Annotated in this window: 22 protein-coding genes; 10 read left to right on the top strand and 12 right to left on the bottom strand. The window is 54.4% G+C overall.

What is annotated here, in order from left to right; translation table 11 throughout:
- Positions 1-167: 167 nt before the first annotated feature.
- Together BLW62_RS08385 and BLW62_RS18645 are read right to left on the bottom strand one after the other, a co-directional pair.
- Positions 168-1,199: a tyrosine-type recombinase/integrase gene (locus BLW62_RS08385; protein ID WP_090506655.1), complete on the bottom strand. Its 1,032-nt coding sequence runs from the start codon at positions 1,197-1,199 to the stop codon at positions 168-170.
- The gene (locus BLW62_RS18645; RefSeq protein ID WP_175459716.1) at positions 1,196-1,357 is read right to left on the bottom strand and encodes a hypothetical protein; all 162 of its coding nucleotides are present in this window, start codon (positions 1,355-1,357) and stop codon (positions 1,196-1,198) included. The genes BLW62_RS08385 and BLW62_RS18645 overlap by 4 nt, the downstream gene beginning before the upstream one ends.
- Positions 1,358-1,956: 599 nt before the next feature.
- On the opposite strand from BLW62_RS18645, the gene BLW62_RS08380 reads away from it, so the two are divergent.
- On the top strand, positions 1,957-2,238 hold the full coding sequence (locus BLW62_RS08380; RefSeq protein ID WP_090506654.1) for a transcriptional regulator: 282 nt from the start codon (positions 1,957-1,959) through the stop codon (positions 2,236-2,238).
- Between the two features lie 92 nt (positions 2,239-2,330).
- On the opposite strand, the gene BLW62_RS18970 is transcribed toward BLW62_RS08380, so the two are convergent.
- The 3 genes from BLW62_RS18970 to BLW62_RS08365 all read right to left on the bottom strand — a co-directional run bounded on the left by BLW62_RS18970 (position 2,331) and on the right by BLW62_RS08365 (position 4,380).
- Positions 2,331-2,795 carry a type IV pilin domain-containing protein gene (locus BLW62_RS18970; RefSeq protein WP_245726695.1) on the bottom strand — a complete coding sequence of 155 codons (465 nt, stop codon included), beginning with the start codon at positions 2,793-2,795 and terminating at the stop codon, positions 2,331-2,333.
- 297 nt (positions 2,796-3,092) lie between these two features.
- Complete coding sequence (locus BLW62_RS08370; RefSeq protein ID WP_090506653.1) at positions 3,093-3,635, bottom strand: type IV pilin domain-containing protein; 543 nt, start codon at positions 3,633-3,635, stop codon at positions 3,093-3,095.
- A 229-nt stretch (positions 3,636-3,864) separates the two neighbouring features.
- Positions 3,865-4,380 carry a type IV pilin domain-containing protein gene (locus BLW62_RS08365; RefSeq protein ID WP_090506652.1) on the bottom strand — a complete coding sequence of 172 codons (516 nt, stop codon included), beginning with the start codon at positions 4,378-4,380 and terminating at the stop codon, positions 3,865-3,867.
- 327 nt (positions 4,381-4,707) lie between these two features.
- Between BLW62_RS08365 and BLW62_RS08360 the strand changes: the two genes are divergently transcribed.
- Entirely contained in the window at positions 4,708-5,499 is a 792-nt protein-coding gene (locus tag BLW62_RS08360; protein ID WP_090506651.1) for a hypothetical protein, read from the top strand.
- A 5-nt stretch (positions 5,500-5,504) separates the two neighbouring features.
- Here BLW62_RS08360 and BLW62_RS08355 read toward each other — a convergent pair whose 3' ends face one another.
- Positions 5,505-5,690, bottom strand: a complete 186-nt coding sequence (locus tag BLW62_RS08355) for a DUF8053 family protein (RefSeq protein WP_090506650.1) — start codon at positions 5,688-5,690, stop codon at positions 5,505-5,507.
- Between the two features lie 110 nt (positions 5,691-5,800).
- Between BLW62_RS08355 and BLW62_RS08350 the strand changes: the two genes are divergently transcribed.
- The 7 genes from BLW62_RS08350 (at position 5,801) to BLW62_RS08315 (ending at position 11,645) form a co-directional block, all read left to right on the top strand.
- Entirely contained in the window at positions 5,801-6,232 is a 432-nt protein-coding gene (locus BLW62_RS08350; protein ID WP_090506649.1) for a DUF8023 family protein, read from the top strand.
- A gap of 96 nt (positions 6,233-6,328) precedes the next feature.
- Positions 6,329-7,996, top strand: coding sequence for an Env/VP5 family phage fusion protein (locus BLW62_RS08345; RefSeq protein WP_139305392.1), 1,668 nt, complete (start codon positions 6,329-6,331; stop codon positions 7,994-7,996).
- Positions 7,997-8,016: 20 nt separating this feature from the next.
- Positions 8,017-8,562: a DUF8063 family protein gene (locus BLW62_RS08340; protein ID WP_139305391.1), complete on the top strand. Its 546-nt coding sequence runs from the start codon at positions 8,017-8,019 to the stop codon at positions 8,560-8,562.
- A complete protein-coding gene (locus BLW62_RS08335) occupies positions 8,559-9,380 on the top strand; it encodes a hypothetical protein (protein WP_090506646.1) in 822 nt (273 codons plus the stop codon). The genes BLW62_RS08340 and BLW62_RS08335 overlap by 4 nt, the downstream gene beginning before the upstream one ends.
- Positions 9,377-9,595 carry a hypothetical protein gene (locus tag BLW62_RS08330; protein WP_090506645.1) on the top strand — a complete coding sequence of 73 codons (219 nt, stop codon included), beginning with the start codon at positions 9,377-9,379 and terminating at the stop codon, positions 9,593-9,595. Before BLW62_RS08335 ends, BLW62_RS08330 begins: the two co-directional genes overlap by 4 nt.
- The gene (locus BLW62_RS08325; RefSeq protein ID WP_090506644.1) at positions 9,588-10,763 is read left to right on the top strand and encodes a hypothetical protein; all 1,176 of its coding nucleotides are present in this window, start codon (positions 9,588-9,590) and stop codon (positions 10,761-10,763) included. Before BLW62_RS08330 ends, BLW62_RS08325 begins: the two co-directional genes overlap by 8 nt.
- Before the next feature lie 498 nt (positions 10,764-11,261).
- Positions 11,262-11,645, top strand: coding sequence for a PD-(D/E)XK family putative nuclease (locus BLW62_RS08315; RefSeq protein ID WP_090506642.1), 384 nt, complete (start codon positions 11,262-11,264; stop codon positions 11,643-11,645).
- Here BLW62_RS08315 and BLW62_RS08310 read toward each other — a convergent pair.
- The 3 genes from BLW62_RS08310 to BLW62_RS18640 all read right to left on the bottom strand — a co-directional run bounded on the left by BLW62_RS08310 (position 11,642) and on the right by BLW62_RS18640 (position 13,090).
- Positions 11,642-11,896, bottom strand: a complete 255-nt coding sequence (locus tag BLW62_RS08310) for a DUF7692 domain-containing protein (protein ID WP_090506641.1) — start codon at positions 11,894-11,896, stop codon at positions 11,642-11,644. The two genes, BLW62_RS08315 and BLW62_RS08310, sit on opposite strands and share 4 nt — an antisense overlap.
- Positions 11,897-12,135: 239 nt before the next feature.
- Entirely contained in the window at positions 12,136-12,786 is a 651-nt protein-coding gene (locus tag BLW62_RS18290) for a hypothetical protein (protein ID WP_139305390.1), read from the bottom strand.
- Positions 12,787-12,928: 142 nt separating this feature from the next.
- Complete coding sequence (locus BLW62_RS18640; RefSeq protein ID WP_175459714.1) at positions 12,929-13,090, bottom strand: hypothetical protein; 162 nt, start codon at positions 13,088-13,090, stop codon at positions 12,929-12,931.
- A gap of 190 nt (positions 13,091-13,280) precedes the next feature.
- On the opposite strand from BLW62_RS18640, the gene BLW62_RS08305 reads away from it, so the two are divergent.
- Complete coding sequence (locus BLW62_RS08305) at positions 13,281-14,174, top strand: hypothetical protein (RefSeq protein ID WP_139305389.1); 894 nt, start codon at positions 13,281-13,283, stop codon at positions 14,172-14,174.
- A gap of 524 nt (positions 14,175-14,698) precedes the next feature.
- Here BLW62_RS08305 and BLW62_RS08300 read toward each other — a convergent pair.
- Genes BLW62_RS08300 through BLW62_RS08290 form a run of 3 tightly spaced genes read right to left on the bottom strand, consistent with a single transcriptional unit; the run spans position 14,699 to position 17,144 of the window.
- A complete protein-coding gene (locus BLW62_RS08300; RefSeq protein WP_175459713.1) occupies positions 14,699-16,342 on the bottom strand; it encodes a DUF7845 domain-containing protein in 1,644 nt (547 codons plus the stop codon).
- Entirely contained in the window at positions 16,339-16,626 is a 288-nt protein-coding gene (locus BLW62_RS08295; protein ID WP_090507543.1) for a hypothetical protein, read from the bottom strand. Before BLW62_RS08295 ends, BLW62_RS08300 begins: the two co-directional genes overlap by 4 nt.
- Entirely contained in the window at positions 16,623-17,144 is a 522-nt protein-coding gene (locus BLW62_RS08290) for a PD-(D/E)XK family putative nuclease (protein WP_090506639.1), read from the bottom strand. The genes BLW62_RS08295 and BLW62_RS08290 overlap by 4 nt, the downstream gene beginning before the upstream one ends.
- Positions 17,145-17,177: the final 33 nt, after the last annotated feature.

Here is a 17,177-nt window from a genome sequence, read left to right as displayed (position 1 = left end):
GTGAACCACGAGGATCTCGCTTCACCCGTCATCTAGGGTAACCCCTTCACGTTCACTACCCACCGCTCACGACGTTGTTCAGGTGAGGAAATGGGGTCGGAGGGCGCGCCTCTCCTAAACTAAGCGGCAGTGTTCGGGCTGTACGGCTACGATTTTGAACGGTTGAATCACTCATGGGTGTCTTGAATGTCAAGTTTCAGAGTTACGTCTGCTCGCAGTTCTTCGAACTCCTCGTGGAGACCCGCCTTGTAGTAGTGACGACGGATCGTCTCGGGGCGGGCGTTCACGCGTTTCGCGACGGTCTCGATGTCGAGCCCTTGAAGCAACTGCCAGGTGATCGATCCGGTACGAACGGCGTGGAGTGCCCGACTGCTCGGACACTTACTGGCGAAATTCCGTCGGGTGTAATCACACGTCTCGCGGCGATTCGAGTGAGGACACTGCGTGATTACGCAGGGCTGAGTGCCCATGTAGCTCCAGGCGCGGAACGTCGAGTTAGACGGGCGTCCTTGCCGAGCACAGAACAGCGGTTCACGACCTTTCTCGTCGCGTTTGTTAACGCGCTCTCTCGCGAGGTACGTGTCAATCGCACTGACGACGTGCTCGGAGATCCCGACGACGCGTTCGCCCTGCTCTTTGTTCTTTAGTCGGGTGTAGGGTGCCCGGTGACGGAACTCGAGCGTTTGATCGTCGGGGTTGTAGTCACGTAGATCCAGCGCTCGAAGGCCACTCATTCGGCAGCCAACGTGCCACGCAACTTCGAGTATTGCGTGCTCCGGCGTGCCCATGTGCCTCCGAGATGTGCGATAGAAATCGATCAGGGCCTCCGCATCCTCGTGAGCGAGCTGCTGGTCACTCGACTCCTCAGAACGGGTGAGTGTCGGAACGTTCACCTTGTCGCCAAAGTCCTTGTCAACGACGTCGACCGACTCGCAGTAGTCGAGCAGTTGCTTTAGCGCGACCATCGACCCGCGAAGGGTCGTCGGTGCGATCTCGGCTGTCTCTCGATCGGCTCGGAACTCATCGAGGTCCCAGCCGGATAGATCGGACATACGGCTGATGTCGCGTTCTTCGCAGAACTCGACGAACCGCGTCAGCCGGTTCTCGTAGGTTCGCAGCGTGCGATCCGTATTCTCGGCTTTCCGCCTCGAGAGAAACCTATCACGGGCCTCTCGAGGAGACAAATCCCGGTCGCTCATCGCTCACCTCGAGTGTCACGCTCGTGCGCCTGCTCGGACGCGACAGCGATTTTCGCGGCGCAACTCGAGCAGACGTACCCGTTGGGGGTTATCGTCTCTGCAGCGCCCTCACAGAACGGTGTATCGCACTCGCCGACGCGGGCGGGCTCGAGGCTCATCGGGCCACCTCGAGCGTATCGGGTTGGTTACAGTATTCGGTACGCTTACCGTGGTGTGGTGTGCATTCGTGCATGGTCTCACTCTTGTGGGACCGCGGACCCACCGCACGCGTCGCCGGGTAGGATAGGAGACGCGTGCGGGCTGTCCGTCGGCTACTTGAAACGCTGTATGCCACCCTCTTAGTAGTCGGAATGCCGATTCCGATTCTTCCGAAAAGGTATAATTTCGCGACTATCGTGCTTATTGAGTGGTTTCGAAGGAGTTCGCCCTCATTCCGAAACTGACGAAACCAGTTCCGATAATTGACCGCGGGTTGTAATCGATCGGGTGCTTTATCCCTCGAAGCAATGTGCGTAAACATGGTTCTTGACAGCAGAGAACCGCTCAGAACCCGTGCCCCCACACGGGTTGCGCTTTCCTACGACAGTCGATGGCTCGAGTCCTGACGTTCTCTGGTAATCTGAGCTAGGAGAGAAACAACTTAAATCTATGCAATAGAACTTGTATGAGTGGGCTGAAACGTGCAACAGAACAACTCACCGGTGCGACTAAGAAACGAACGTGGGAATAAGACGGTATGCGACCCCGGGTGCCCTGGATGAACGAAGTCGACGATGCAATTCTCGAGTTCCTACGCGATCTCGAGGTCGATGGGCAACGGGTTGCCCTCAAGCCAGGTGCTGTTCACCACAATTTGGTTGAGGAGTTTGGAATGCTGGATAAGAGTCTGAGTACATTCTCGAGAAGAATGGATACGTTAGCTGGTGCAGGTTTACTCGAAAAATCGAAAGACGGGAAGGGTTCACCCTATAAAATCACAGACAAAGGAATATCGTACTTGGACGGGGAATTACACACCGAAGATCTACGGAGCAATTGATTAATGTATTCAAATCATCCTCTATCTAATCAGGCCCTCTCTACAGAGATTTAAATTATTAGAAGGTTAGGCCGAGTCCGAATTCTGATTATCTATTCGTCGAATTCTTCCTCGAATTCATGCGTTGTTAGCGTCGTTCCATCATCTCCGTCTTGCCAGATTATGGATATTTCGTCTCCTTCATCCACACTATCCTGAGTTCCACTAACCGTTATTGATTCACCCGCTCCAATTTCGTCATCTGATGCTTCATACGTTAGATCGTCAACATCACCTGTCGCATGGATACTGGAGTTGTCAAAGGAGTCTCCACTGTCAACACTAAACACGACAAGTTCATCATCCTCATAGTCCCCATCATTAAGAACCTCGTCAGAACTAAAACTAGTAGTTGGTGAATCGCTGCCCATATCGTCACCCATGTCCATCACGAATGCGGCGATTACAGCTGCGAGAATGACGGTGATGGCAACCATGAGCACAACGCCTATCACTGGCGATACAGCACGTTCTTCTTCCGATCCGACGAGTTTGTTACGGTATTTTTTCAAATCCATTGCTTGTCACGCACCCGTGAACGGCCAGGAAGGACGTATCGCAGGTTGAGGCCCACAATTGACGCTAGGAAAGACGACCCCACGCCGTCCCGCGCCATCAATCCGAAACCGTTTGAACTGGATGCTATCTGAGTGTGGAAACTATGGGTACAAATACATACAGGATAGTGATAATCACTAAATTAGTACAGTTATCAATATTGGTAATTAGGTTCCCATAGAAATAGCTCAATGCCCTCTTGAAAGAGTGTTTTACAGGTCGATCCGGCTATATCGTACCGAGAGAGAATTTGTTATCTATGACTCAGTAGTGTGGTGAACAACAACGTTGCTCCCAACTTCGTGAGTGGTCAAGGTTGAGCCGCTATCACCGGCGTCCCAAATGAGTGAAATTTCTTCCCCTTCAGTTAGTGCAGGAGTATCGGAGTTACTACCTTCTTCGTCATAAGCACCCCAACCACCAACATCTGTGTATGCGATCTCAACAGATCCCCCTGCAGAGATGTCTTCCCCGCTATCAACATCCAATTCGAGATTCTCAGTATCACCAGCTATCTCAAGATTCCCGGCATCGACTGATTCACCACTATCATGGTTGAATTCGAGAACAACTACATTTCCATCGCCATCGTATTCGATATCGTCAGAGGTAGACGCTTCCCAAGCCGCGTTTGGTGCATCACTACCGCCCATACTGTCACCCATATCCATCACAAACGCCGCAATGACTGCGGCGAGAATGACGGTGATGGCAACCATGAGCACAACCCCGATTACGGGGGAGACTGCACGTTCTTCTTCCGATCCAACGAGTTTGCTACGGTAGTATTTCAAATCCATTTTATTAGGCACGCTAAATTGGAACGGCAGTCAACACAAATCAAGAGGACGACTATTAACACTGAGTAAGACGTCCTTCGTTAATCATTGTGTCGGAACTTCTAACCGACTAATTTGGTGCTGAGAAACAGACTGTCTTACTAGGATATATATGTATCCAATAGTAACTGAGGAGTAAATTGTTGTCGTATAGATATTAATTTGGAGCGTTAATTAGAGGTAATCGCTATCAAGAAGAACCTGTTTCCACAATATCAATATCTTCATCAATTTCGTGAGTATCTAACGTGGTACCGCTACCATCACCTTCCCAAATTAGAGATATTTCTTCATTTTCCAAGTCTTCGCTAGCATCAAGATCCTCGTCATCGACTATAGTAACTTCAACAGTTTCACCGATACCCATTTCATAATCGCTTAATTCAAAGTCATTCTCTGCGGTAGTAGATACTCCCAAATTGTCTAATGAATCTCCACTATCTAGTGTGAACTCAACTACTGTGTTGTTGTCATCTTCATCAGTTTCCAGTTCACCCATTTCCGCAACAGAATCATTCAATTCGGAACTTAAGCTGGCTGTTGGCGCGTCGTCACCCATGTCATCACCCATATCCATCACGAACGCAGCGATGACTGCCGCGAGAATGACGGTGATGGCAACCATGAGCACGACTCCGATCACTGGCGATACAGCACGTTCCTCTTCCGATCCGACGAGCTTGTTACGGTATTTTTTTAAATCCATTGGTTGTCACGCATCGCCCAATGGCCGGAACGCTTTATATCGGCAGTGTCGAGGTACTACATGGCGCTGCAGTAAGACGACCCCACGCCGTCCCACGCCACCGATCCGATTCCATTGGTATTTGATGCTGGTTCTATCTGGAAATCATGGACACTAAAACATACGGGATAGTGAAATTCTTTAAATTTGATAAGGTTTTCAGACCTGATAATTAGGGGAGTGTAGAATACTTCCAACGACCCCTTGAACTCAACGATAGCACCGATTCTATCACTGTTCACAACAAAAGCGAGAACGGTTATATCGTCTCGACACAATCCCAAACCGATGCCAAACCGCGGCCCCGTCTCCGAACGTGCCCTCGCTCGAACCTACAGCAGTCCCTCATACAGCGACGCGTACGAAACGGTCGAAGAATACCGACGGGTAATGAGCTACGCGAGTCGGTATCCAAACAAGGGCTCGTCGGCCGTAGCCTCGAACTTTGATCTCCCACGGGGCCGCGTCCGCCCCTGGATCGAACACACCTCAATCCCAGACCCCGTTCGGGCGATCGACACTGCACGTGAGTACGGGTGGCTAGAGGCCGATCTCGGAAGCCCGACGTTCGGAGCGTTGAGCACACTCGTTGCGAACGTGTTCTCGGGCGGCTCAATCGCCGAATCCAACTATACCCCGACGTTCGCGTTGAACCACCGCGGCGAAGACTCACACGTGATCGACGCGCTCGACCTCGCTGGAATCGAATACGATGTTCTCGAGCGAGACGGACGGGCCGACGAAGCCCGGCCAACATCCGACGGGCGGGTTTTGGGACGGGTTCTCTCGGTCCTTGGTGCCCCTGTGGGCTCGAAAGCCGACCAGCATCTCACACTTCCATCGTATCTCGACAGTGCACCTCGAGACGTTCGCGAACAGTTTGCCCTCTCGTATCTCGAAAACCGAGCTGTGGAACACGAGCAGAAAGACACGCTGACGATTCGCGAGGCTCGAAACAGGCAGTATCTGACCGACCTCTCGAATCTCTTAGACTCGGTGATCGACGGCCGTGTTGAACTTGGCGAGGAGAATATCGTTATTTCGGCTGAGGCAGCACGGTCACTCGGAACAGTTCGCTAACGGACTCACCGCATGATATCGTCCATCAACTCGAGAGTCCATTCTCCGTCGTCGACGTGACGAATGTGGACGTGATGATCGCCTTTGAGTTCGCCGTTCTCGTCGATAAGCCCCTCAACGCGCATGTCGTCTTTGGGGAGCGTGATACCGACTGAATCGCTGTCCAACTCGCGAATTTTGTTCAGTGCCATATCTGGCGGGCAACCCCACTTCTCTTAAAACTTGGTGAACCTCTGAATCACCAAGGGATTCCCGAGGTATTCCTAGGTATTTTGTCAAATCGGGTGAAGCGGGTGGTCGTATGGCACTGACCCTACCACAGCAGTATGTCCCCGACACGATTCGTCGAGAGGACGGTATCGACCTGACAGACGCCTTTCTCGCGCCGGTGTTCGTACTGGCGTCGGTCGTGACGGCTGGCGTCTTCACAATCGAGATGCTGGCCCCCTTCACGATCGGGATGGACGACGCGCTCTATTCCGCGCACGGGACCGACATCACCTACTCGTTCATCATTGGGATGTCCGTGATCGTCGCAGCGTGGCTCACGAACGAACAGACACCTGAGGAGTGGACTGAAATCGAGACCGTCGTGATGTTGCTGGCGGTGATCCTCAACATCCTCGGCGAACTGGTGCCACTGGTTTCGATCACCATGGAGAGCTACTGGCCACTCGGCTGGATGCTGGTCATGCTCAACGGCGCAGCGTTCTACATCATCGCGTACAAGTAACGAGGTCAATTCATGGATTTCAACGTTTTCAGCGGTTCGAACGGTGGTATCGACTTCAGAACGTGTTGCGTCGCCAGTGGCGTGGGGGTGGTCTAAATGGCAGCTTCGGATAGCGGCCCAAAGCCCATGCCCACGGCCCACGAGGTCAAGTCCGGCTGCTCGCTTCCCGGTCGGCGTCGGTTCCTGAAGCAATCCGCTGGAGCGGTCGCCACGATCGCGACGGCCGGAGCTGCCTCGAGTACGGCACTCGCAGACGATGACGACGAAGGCGACGACCTGCCACAACCTGGCGTTGGGGGCTCAAGTCCGCGTCACGACCTCGGTGACATCACGTCTGGAATCTCCTCGCTCGTCGGTGGCATCTTCGGCGATGACACTGACGAAATCATGGAAGAAGAAGCGAACGAACTCCATGATGAGACCTACGCTTATGCTCTCGATCGAGAGCCTGATGATGAGGACGCACTCGACTCCATGCAAGCGAACGCCGATCTCCTCTCACAGGAGATTTACCGAAACGTCTCATTCGTCGTTGCAGAACAGGCCGAAATGGGAGAAGACGAAGACGACGTTCTCGATGCTGCGGAAGATGAAATCGCTGACACAGTCGCGAATTATCAAGAAAACCTAGCCCAACGTTGGGAAAGACATCTAACATCTATCGGAAATTACTACAGCTTAGTAGAAGACGAAGACGAGTTAGATCTTGAAGATGTCTTCACCGGATTAGACGAAGATGGTTCCAGTGTCAGCGGTGAAACCGTTGATGCTCTCGAAGAAGCAAGCCGAGACGACCCACGGACCGACGAAATAACATTCGTTAATGGCTCTCAAACAGATCTCCCGTTCGGCTACTCGAGCGGTTCTACTGCCTCGGATAGTAATACAACAATTCACATCAAGGAAGAAATATACGGAGACTATGAAAGCGGCGACGACGGTACAACTCAGGTAGGAGTCCGTAATCGCGAAGATGGCGGCTACGCAACCATCTTTGATTATGGGCATTACATGGACGTGTGGGAAGATCTCGAGGACCTCTACGAAGATGAACTCGAGCAAGCCGAAACGATCGTTGACCTGCTCTATGATGCCATCCAAGACGGCGAGGTCGACGCACACGACATCGCGTCGGGGCGCGACATCGCCGAAGCGGGCGAAGACATGGAACACGCAAACCACGCGGCTGCAACGTTCCGTGCGATCTCACTTCCCGAAGCCCAGGAACAAGTCGCAATAGAGGTAGGCGACACCACAGCCGAAGGATTCCTCTTCTGGTCTAACCCGTCCGACGACGGCTTGCCAGTCGGCGAGACGATCGACCCAGGCGACGAAATTGGCCAATTCCACGCGGGACTCGAGATCGTTGACTATCCCGACGTGGAAAACGGAGACGACAACGGCGATGATGACAACGGGAACGAGGTTGTCGTAACACAACTCTCAGACGAGTTCGAAATCATCGAGACCGAGGACGGTAGCGACACGGTCTACTTCGATGAGGCCGACCTCCTCGAGCCCGACGACGACGACAACCATGAGGCGTACATCGAAGACCTGCAGAATGCTTACGAAACCCGTGAGGAGACTCGAGAAGAACGCCAAGAGGTTATTATCGAAAGCCAAGGTGTCGATCTACCTGGAATGCCCGATGTCGGAGAAATGGGCGAAGGCGCTGGCTTGCTCGGACTCGGACTTATCGGCATCGTCGTTCTCGCTGTAATCGGCTTCGTGACCGACCTCATTCCTGGGCTGGGGAACTGACCATGCAGCGGATTTGTTTCGTGACTATCGTTGCAGCGGTCACGCTGGCGATGGGCATGGGCGTTATGGGCGGCACCGCGATTGCCGACGACAACACTAGCGACGACCTCGAGGGCGTCAATGCCAGCGAGGTAGAACAGACGGTCGACTCCGAGACCGTCATCACCGACTGGGAGTTTGACGACGACCAGAGGCAATTCACCGTCCAGTTCTACGCCGAAGACGAGACAGCGTTAACGGTCGCCGAATCGGGAAGCTTCGAGGAAGGCAGTGGTGACTTCGCGTACTACACGCGCGAGATCCCGGCCGGGGAATCCGTCGAGACCTTCCAGGTCACCGAGGCTGACGGTGCCGCACTCACGATGGCAACCCCACTGTCCCAAGAGGAAGAACGTGGCGCGGTCATCAGCACCGGCGCTGCAGAATCTGACGCCGAATCAGAGCCATTCCAGCACTTCGGCGGGGAGAGTGGACTGTTCTCGGGTGTCGCAATGACAGTCGGACTCGCCGGGCTCGGGACGGTAATCGTACTCCGACAAGAGGAAAGCGGAGTGATCGAAGCATGAGCAAGCGAAAGACGAGCGGTACGTTCGGCTCATGGTCGGACCGACTGACGTACATCGCCGCCGAGGGCCAGCTGGTCGTACTCGGTGCGATGGTCTCGCTCGGTGTGCTCTTAATCTGGATTCGACCGACGCTGCCGGGCGTTCCGCCAATCGTCTACGGCTGGTTCGCGGCACTCCTGCTCTTGGGGCCGCCACTCCTGGCGCTGTTCGTTACGGGTGCACGGAAACTCCGGAACCGCCACATGGTGATTGTCCACCACATCAACGGCGTCACTGATGAACGGGAGAAGTACTACGTCTCGCCTGAGGTGTGGTCCGAGAAGACGATCGAAGGACCATCACCGTACTCGGTCAACGACGGCGACGCCTTCGAAGTCCGCGAGTTCCGCTATCACGAGGAGACCGGCGACCTCGTGGTCAGAGGAACGTACTTCAGCCAAATGGCCGACTCGAAACTCGTGACCGTCCAGGCCATGCTCGAGGACATCCACGGCGACCTCGTGGACGCCTTCCTCGAGTACAACCGACTTCGGGGCCGGATCAGCAAAATGGGACTCGAGATTCAATCCGATGTAATCAACGAGGAGGCTGAAGCCGACGAACGCGGGTTGATGAACCCACGCACGGCCGTGAAAGATCGATTCGATGAGGCGAAACAGGACGCCGAAGACGCGGACATCGATCAAATACAGGACGTAACCGAGTACGTCGAGGACTACAGCGACGAACACGGTATCCAGACGACCGACGGACTCCCACAGACGCGCGCACAGGCTGCCGAACAAGCCGCTACAACCGATGGAGGAACTGAACGATGAGATACATCCACGACGGCGAACTTCGAGACAAGACGACCGATGTTCCGCCAGTGTTCGTTTTCGACGAGGCGAACACTCACGGAACCGGGCGAACAGACACGGCGCTCAGAACGGCGGCGGCACTCGGGCCGCAGTTGACCAAACTGCGAAAGACAGAGACAACGCCGCTGGTCATTGGTCACGGCGAGGACCGGTGGAGGTGGACCGATGAGTGACGAGCAGGACAACTACACCGTCGGCGGATTCACCGAGTACCAGCACGGAAACCTTGCTCGAGAGGCCGACAAGGTGCTCGAGCACACGGGGTTCGTACGGGACGAACAGATCGACCGGCAAATGACCGTGCGCGCGTTGCACCACGATCCCGACCGCTGGACCGGCAAGGCTGCAGCGACGTACATGGACGTGGGGAAGAACCGCCGAATCGTGCAGGGCGAAGGCAGCCACACTGCCCGTGACGCACTCGACAACGGCGATACGCTCACGCTCAAACACTACATCGGCGACCCGTCCCAAGAGGCCAGCCTGTCGGGTATCAAAGCGATCACCCGCCTACAGGAGATCGTCGCCGGACCCGCACCCGTGATTGTGATCCTCGGTGAGATGGGGGCGGGCAAAACGAACCTCGCGTGCCTGATTGCACAGCTGCGTGATCGGTGGGTCGACGGTGATCTACTCGTCGGGTCGAACATCCGCACGCTGCCGCGGAACGACGACTGGGTAACTCCTTCCGGCGACGTCGAGGACGGCTGGATTCCCCACTACCCGCTCCTCGAGGAGTGGGTCGGCAAGGACGGCGACCCCGTCGAGAATCCCCAGCAACCGAAGTTGTTCATCGGAGACGAGTTCTCGACGAACGCGAGCGGGACCGGCGAGGACGGCCAGAAAGTTCGAAAGTTGATGGGGCCGCTGGTGTTCAAAATCCGCAAATACAACGGCGCGTTGATCTACATCGGTCACGACGAGAGTTCGATCCATCCGATGCTCTGGCGTGTCGGGACGATTCTGAAAAAGCCGGACCGGAACGACCAGGGGAAGGCGATTAAGGCTGAACGAATCTCTGGCGGGAAGCTACAGGACATCGACCCGCGGCCGTTCACGGGGATTCCACCAGCCGACTGGGAACCGCATACGAACGACGAGGCCGACTGGTCGTGGAACGCACCGACAAGCGACGATACCGGGCCAGCAATCGCTGAAGACGAGGTGAAACAGGTTGCTGCCTGGACGATGGAAGCCTGCCGAGAGCAAGGAATGTCGGCCCGCGAAACCGCCGAATTCGTTCCGTACACGCACGCTACCGTCTCAAACTGGTGGAACGACATCGACGAAGGGGGCGAGAAGCGCGAATGGGTTAACACAGTCGAGCAGGTAATCGCATGACGGCGCTCCGATGTCAACGTGTAAAGCGCAACCTGCCCCCCTTTAGTATAGCGTCAGCCCAAAGCCCACCGCGCTCCCTCCAGGGAGGGAGCGACGCGAGCGATGGGCGAGCACGCACAGCAACAGCGGAGGTGTATATATTACCACGCGTGGGGCGCGTACATAGTGGCAAGAAACAGACATTTTTTGGAGTCGGTTTCAAAAAATCGCGACGCGCGCGAAGGGGGCGATCGGCGTGACGGTGACGCTCCAGTATCTGGCAGATGCCGTTCGGTTCACTCTCGTCGATCTCGCTCACGAACTCCGGCGAGACTACGAACGTGGGGTGTTCTCGAGACAAACCCTCGCAATGGTCGGTCTCTCAGGCGCTGGTGCGCTATTCTCACTGGGGCGTGGCCAGTGGGGTCTGTCGCTGTCGCTCGTTGGATTTGCCGCGCTAATCACCTACAGCCCCGCTCGAGCAGACCGACGCTGGCGAGACCGTCGGAGGAATGATCCATGAATCGATCGAAGCGAGCGAACCACTTCGGAACAGCCTGCGAAAAGCGAATGGCTCGGAAGCGCCGATTCGAACTCGAGCGGGCCAGTTGGCACGACGCGCGGTTTCAGAACGGGACGCCAGTGGAAATCAAATCGACGATGATCGAACACAGCAACGGCCAGCCGGGCAATTTCAAGGTCTACAAAGCCTATCACGAGAAGCTTCGCCGGGCGGACGGGTGGTACTGCTTCGTCGTGTACCGACCACACGGACGCTCGGGGTGCACGATCGTCACCGACAAGATGGTCAAAGCGTCGAATCTGCCACTGCTCCGGTGGCATGGTGGCGGCGACCACCGTGGAACCGAACAGGCAAAGATCGCTATCTCGGATATTTTCTAATCCCGGTCGACGGTCACCGACTGCTCAATTTCGAAGGTCGTTACTCTCGTCGAGAGTGTCTCGGCGATTTCTTGGCGTTGTTCGTGGGTAAGGTCATCGCGCTCGAGGACCTGGCGGGCAGCTGCAATCAGGTGGGGCACGTCGTCGCAGGCACTCACCACGGCTTTCGTCTTGTTACAGTCGTAGAAGCGGGCTGCGCGTTCAATAGCGTCCATTCGGTGTGCGTAATCACCGTCGGTTCGGATTCGCATACTCGTACACACGACCCCTCGAATCCTAGTTTTTTCGACTCACTCAACCGCGCCCATAGCCCATAATCGGGGGTCATCTGTCACGCAACCCGAGTGGTCGACGGGGCCGTCGGGCCGATCGGCGCGCAATATGCACACGGTGTTTCTGGTCTCGTGTGCATATTCGGGAAACGGGATTTGGCGACGTGCAACCCCAGGGGGATGAGAGATCTGAGAACCAACACCTAGAACATCGATGATTACCTCAGAGATTTGATTTCACTTTCTACATCACTTATCTCTCCTTCAATATCGTCCAGTTCGTCCACAATATCATCTAAATAGTCCTCTATTGTTTCATTACCTGGTGCCCAACCGGGTTGATTAGCGTGTTTTTGGAAGTCATAAGTGTCACTAATACTTTGTTCTTCACCAGTAACATCTTCACACGTTCCTTTGACAGTGATCTGACCAAATTCGTCAAATCGATCTTTCTCTAATTTCACCTCTTCAAAGGGTTCTGGGACAGGAATACTATTCCCCGGAGCTACATTGGGATATGTAATTGTCCGATTCTCCTTCTCAGACTGTAATTCAATATTCACTTCCACGTTTTGTGCCGGACCATTTCCAATATTCTTTAGCGCAATTCCATAATGACCTAAATAAAACCCCTTCAGTTCTAGTTTGAATACTGGCATTATTTCTTGTTGTCGGGCTCGCCGCTCTTCACTAAGAAGAACGAGGGTCAATGTTACCGACACTGCGGTTACTAACACTAATGCAGCGGTTGCAACTGCAGAAACGAGCATCGGTTCAACAATACCGGTATAGGAAGCATAAATGAATACTCCTAAAGATACTATAATAACTGCTAATATTCCACCAACGATCGCTTTGATCTTCTGCATACTTTCCAATGAGGTGTCAGCTTGAAGTGAATTTCCCTTATAGAGAATGAGAACCACCTCTATTTCATGTGCTTCAACTGGAGATTGGCGCACGAAGGCGGGGCGGTGTAATTTTTTGGCGCTGTCCCCTTGGGGACGCTATCTACTCGAGCTGACGAATTGCATCGCTTACTTCCAGTCCGTGTTGATCTGCAATCTCGGCCGCGAGGTTCAATGCCCAGTCTTCTTTCTCTGTTCCTTTGTGCTCCTGGGCGAGCAGTGACAGTGCGTAGACGATCAGTAGATCGTCTTGTGGGTGTCGCATTAGGTCACGTTTGGCTGCGGCTTCACTGATAAACCCTCGTAGGCATAATCATCTCGTGTGCATATTCGGGAAACAGATTCTGGTAACGTGTAACCAGGGGTGTGGGGAAGAGCAGTGTGAGTGACCGCAGGTATACAGGAAAGCTATCAGTAGTAGGTTTTTAATGGATGAGTTATATGAAATACTAGAGATGGGGAATGACGATGGATTTATCGTAGAGATTGATCCTGGTACAGTTGTAGAGGACAAAGTAATCATTGAGGAACCAGAGATAGGTAACAAAGACACAGACGAACTCCTCAATGAGTTCATATTATCTGGAAAAAACGTAGGTGAGTATGAGAAGGCAAGAGTCAACTACTATCGATTTAAAAACTGGTTTCCTATCATAGTAATTTTTGGATACTTACTATCTATAATTCTATATGCCTGGGGTGAGGAAGGTGGAATTCTGGAGATGTTTGCTCCGTTTTTACTCATTATCTCGCTGATTATTGGTGGACTTGTCTTTATACTCAGACATATATTCAAAAATAGAGCCGAGAACCAAGATATAACCCCCGAAGAAGCCACATATCATAGGTTAGCTACTGCGATAATGAAATACCGAGACGAAAGTAGTGATATAGATCAGGTGGAAAGCAATTTGAGATCTGTAAGAAATCTCCTAAGTCAAGGGCGGAACCAACCCTTCAATACACCTATGAATGATGACATGATATCATATTTAGAGAATATTGAGAAGTCTGAATCGGACGCTGTTCTAAGAAATTCATTTCCAGTACTTGCAAATAAAATGATCCGGTATCTGTCCGTATTACAAAAGGACCCAATTGACGAATTTCTTCAATCTTATTTAGAATCTGAAATACAGTCCGGAGAACCTACTACTAAGCGAATGGTCGAATCCTATTTCAGAGATTTGCTCGATAATCGCATTCTAAAAATATCATCTCCATTCATATTGTCGGCACCGTTACTATTGATGATCTATATTTATGTGGGACAAACGGCGGCTCAATTCGTATTATTAGCAGTTATTGCAATTTCCCAAATATACTATAACATCTCAGACGACTCTTAAGAACTCAATGTGAGCCAGACAACCCATCAAGATGAATAATATTAAGAAACCATTCCCATTCCGAAATAAGCATTAATTCTTTCCTTAAACTGTGGGGTGACTTTGATCGTTGTAGAAGACCAAGTAGCACTACTCAGATAGGTATCTTCCTAAGGCAGTTCAATTGATTTGCCGTATTAAACGCCCCCGTTTCCTGTCCATCAAGTGGAGACCGGCGAAAGCGGGGCGGAGGTCCACCGAATGCACTTCTCGGGTATCTGGCGGGTCTAAGGCCGCCGAATTTTCGGCGCAGCGGTGCTGTGCGGGGCGGTGTATATTTTGATTTTGTGTCGTTAGACACACTCGCTAAGGGGATGTTGGCAGCGGGCGGGAACGTCGACTGAGTTGCACCCTGCTGGTGCTGGAAGAAAGTAGTTCCACTCGAAACGCGTTCTCCACGAGAAAGGGTGCTTCGGGGTGAATATCACGGATACTTATAAAAGAACGAGACGAGACCGAGCGTTGCCACTATCGAACGGGCTTGTTCAGCCCGGCGCGTACTTCGAAATCAACAGCCGCGCTTTGTTCGCAACCGTGGTTCCCTCGGGATCGTCGAAGACAACCGTCGCATTCTCGAAGACAGCCGGATCACGGCCTGCTTTGATCCACGAGATTTTACCGTACTCGAGGATTTCACCGATGTTCTCGTACGAATCGGATTTGTATACAGAGAGGATCTCTCGAAGGCGAATTTTCGCGTTCTCGCTGGGTTGCTCACCGTCACGAACCAATTCGGCACCGTAGCGGGTCAGCCAGTTCTGCCAGGCACGACCCTGGCGCTCGAGGTCGCGTGGATCGACCCGAAGCGTGTCTTCTATAATTCGTGTGGTAGCTTCAACCGTCTCGTCGAGCTGGCTGACGAGTTCACGAACGCGATCGCGAATCTTCGCCGAGATGAACGAGACGTTTCCGTTCTCGTTCTCGAGCAGGTCGTCGAGTTTTCGAAGCGCTCGGTAAATCGTCGACGTCGACCACTCGGTTTCGGTCGCGATCTCGCCGACGTGCAGCCCGCCGTCCGTTCGTACGACTCGCTCGAGTACGTCGGTGTCCCGGTCGGAGAGACGGGTCAACGTCGAGATTAAGACCGATTCCTGACTGGCCTCCACTGCTGGCGTCGGATCTTCGAACAGTGCTACGTCTTGCTCCGATCGGCTGTTCGCGTCGAAGTGCCAATCCGAGATGAACGACGTTGAGCCCTTTGTCGGGATGTCCGCCCATTCGAGCACGTTGACCAGCGTCTCCTCGAGTTCCTGGGTTAGGTCGTCGATCTCGTGCCAGCGGATCGATTCGTCGTTGAGCCCCTTCTTGAACAACGCACCGAGTTTCGGGTGGTACAGCGGGTCTGTCTCCCCGTCGTCGGTTTTCTCGTCTTTCCGAACGTGCTCGGGGTGGTAGTGTTTCAGCTGCATTCCGTGGCGCGTGCCGTCCGGAAACATATCGGAAACCGCGCGAGTCGGTAGCTGCAACTGGTGGTTGTATCCAACGACATCCCGATTGTCGGCTGAGAAGACGATCTTCGAGCCTTCCTGGTCGGCGAGTAGATGGAACAGTCGGTGAAAGATTCCGTCGCTGTTGACGATCTTCCGCCCGAATTCGCGCATCACGCGAAGGTAGCGCTCGTACTGTGTGACGGACGAATACTCGTGCGGTGTGCCGGTGAAATAGTTCGGGTGCCAGTCGACACCCGCCTTCTCGGCGATCAACCGCAACACACGCGGGATGAGGTCTTCAATCTCCGCGGGCTCGAGGTTCACGCACTGCTCGAGTTTGACGTTCGTCGCGAGCCCAAGGTCGGCCGGGACCGACTGGGGGCGGCGTTCGGCGTCCCAGTCGAGTCGGGGCTGAATCAACAGTGGTAGTTTGCGCTCCTCCTCGCCGTGTGCGGTGACGCGGTACTCGCGAAGGTTCCCGTCGATCGGATCGGACGGGCGGGGCTCGAGGCCACCGTTCTGGTAGCCAACCGAGACGACCCACCGTTCACCGTCGAGCTCGAGGTTGATGTCTTTCCGGCCGCCGTCGAATGCGGCGACGACCTTTCCCCACTGCCAGTACGGCGAATCGCCGTAGTCGCTGTAGGTGAGATAGCCGCGAATCTCGTGTGCCGCGGTCGCCGGGTGATCGGCGTTCACTCTTGCTCACCCCCTTCGGACTCGAGCAGTCCGGTCAGGACCGCAACCGGATTCCACCACGTCGCGCTCTGACAGCGGTGGCAGACGTGCTTGAACGACGTGAGGTCACTCGCCTCGAGGTCGGTCGGATCGACGTGAACCGGCTGATCCATCTCCGCGGGACGAGCGCGTTTGACGCGCGTCCGCCCACAGCCCACGCAAATCGCGTCGACAGGGATACCGACCTGTCCAGCGGACGCGCTCGCTAACTCACCCTCGAGATTCCGGTCGGCGTCGGTACTCACGGCGACCACCCGACGGTGACCGACGGATCAACGCCGGTCGGATCGATCACGTGCGACCAGGCGAGTTTCGCAACCTCCTGCTCGGAACGTGAGCCGCCGACCGCGTACCACCGTCCGGCCAGCAACTCGTCGACCAGGCTCGCCGGCACCAGTGCTCGCGCGACCTGAGGGAGTCCCGGCCGCGGGAGGTAGACGACGAACAGGTACATCCCGGCCGCCTCGAGCAGTTGCTCGTGTGCCTCGCGCTTGACGTAGAAGCGGCCGCGTGTCGATCGGTCGCCGTTGCTCGTTTCGATCTGGCAGCCTTTGATTTCGATCGGCGTCTCGGGCTCGACGAGCACGATCCCGTAGAACGGGAGCGCCCGACTCGCGTCGAGGACAGCTGTTGTCCTCGCGTCGTGCCAGGTGGCCGTTCGATCACCGACGTACTCGAGGCCGTCGACGACCTGGACCAACTCGGCTTCGAGGAATTCGCCGCTCGCTTTCGAACTCTCGAGTTCCGACGTGCGTGAACTCACAGCGGACCACCTCGAGCACGGCGGACCTCTCGA

This window comes from Natronorubrum sediminis, from assembly GCF_900108095.1.
In the GTDB taxonomy this organism is placed as follows: domain Archaea; phylum Halobacteriota; class Halobacteria; order Halobacteriales; family Natrialbaceae; genus Natronorubrum; species Natronorubrum sediminis.
Note: the sequence above shows the minus strand (reverse complement) of the source record. Positions and strands in the feature narration are given on the sequence as shown.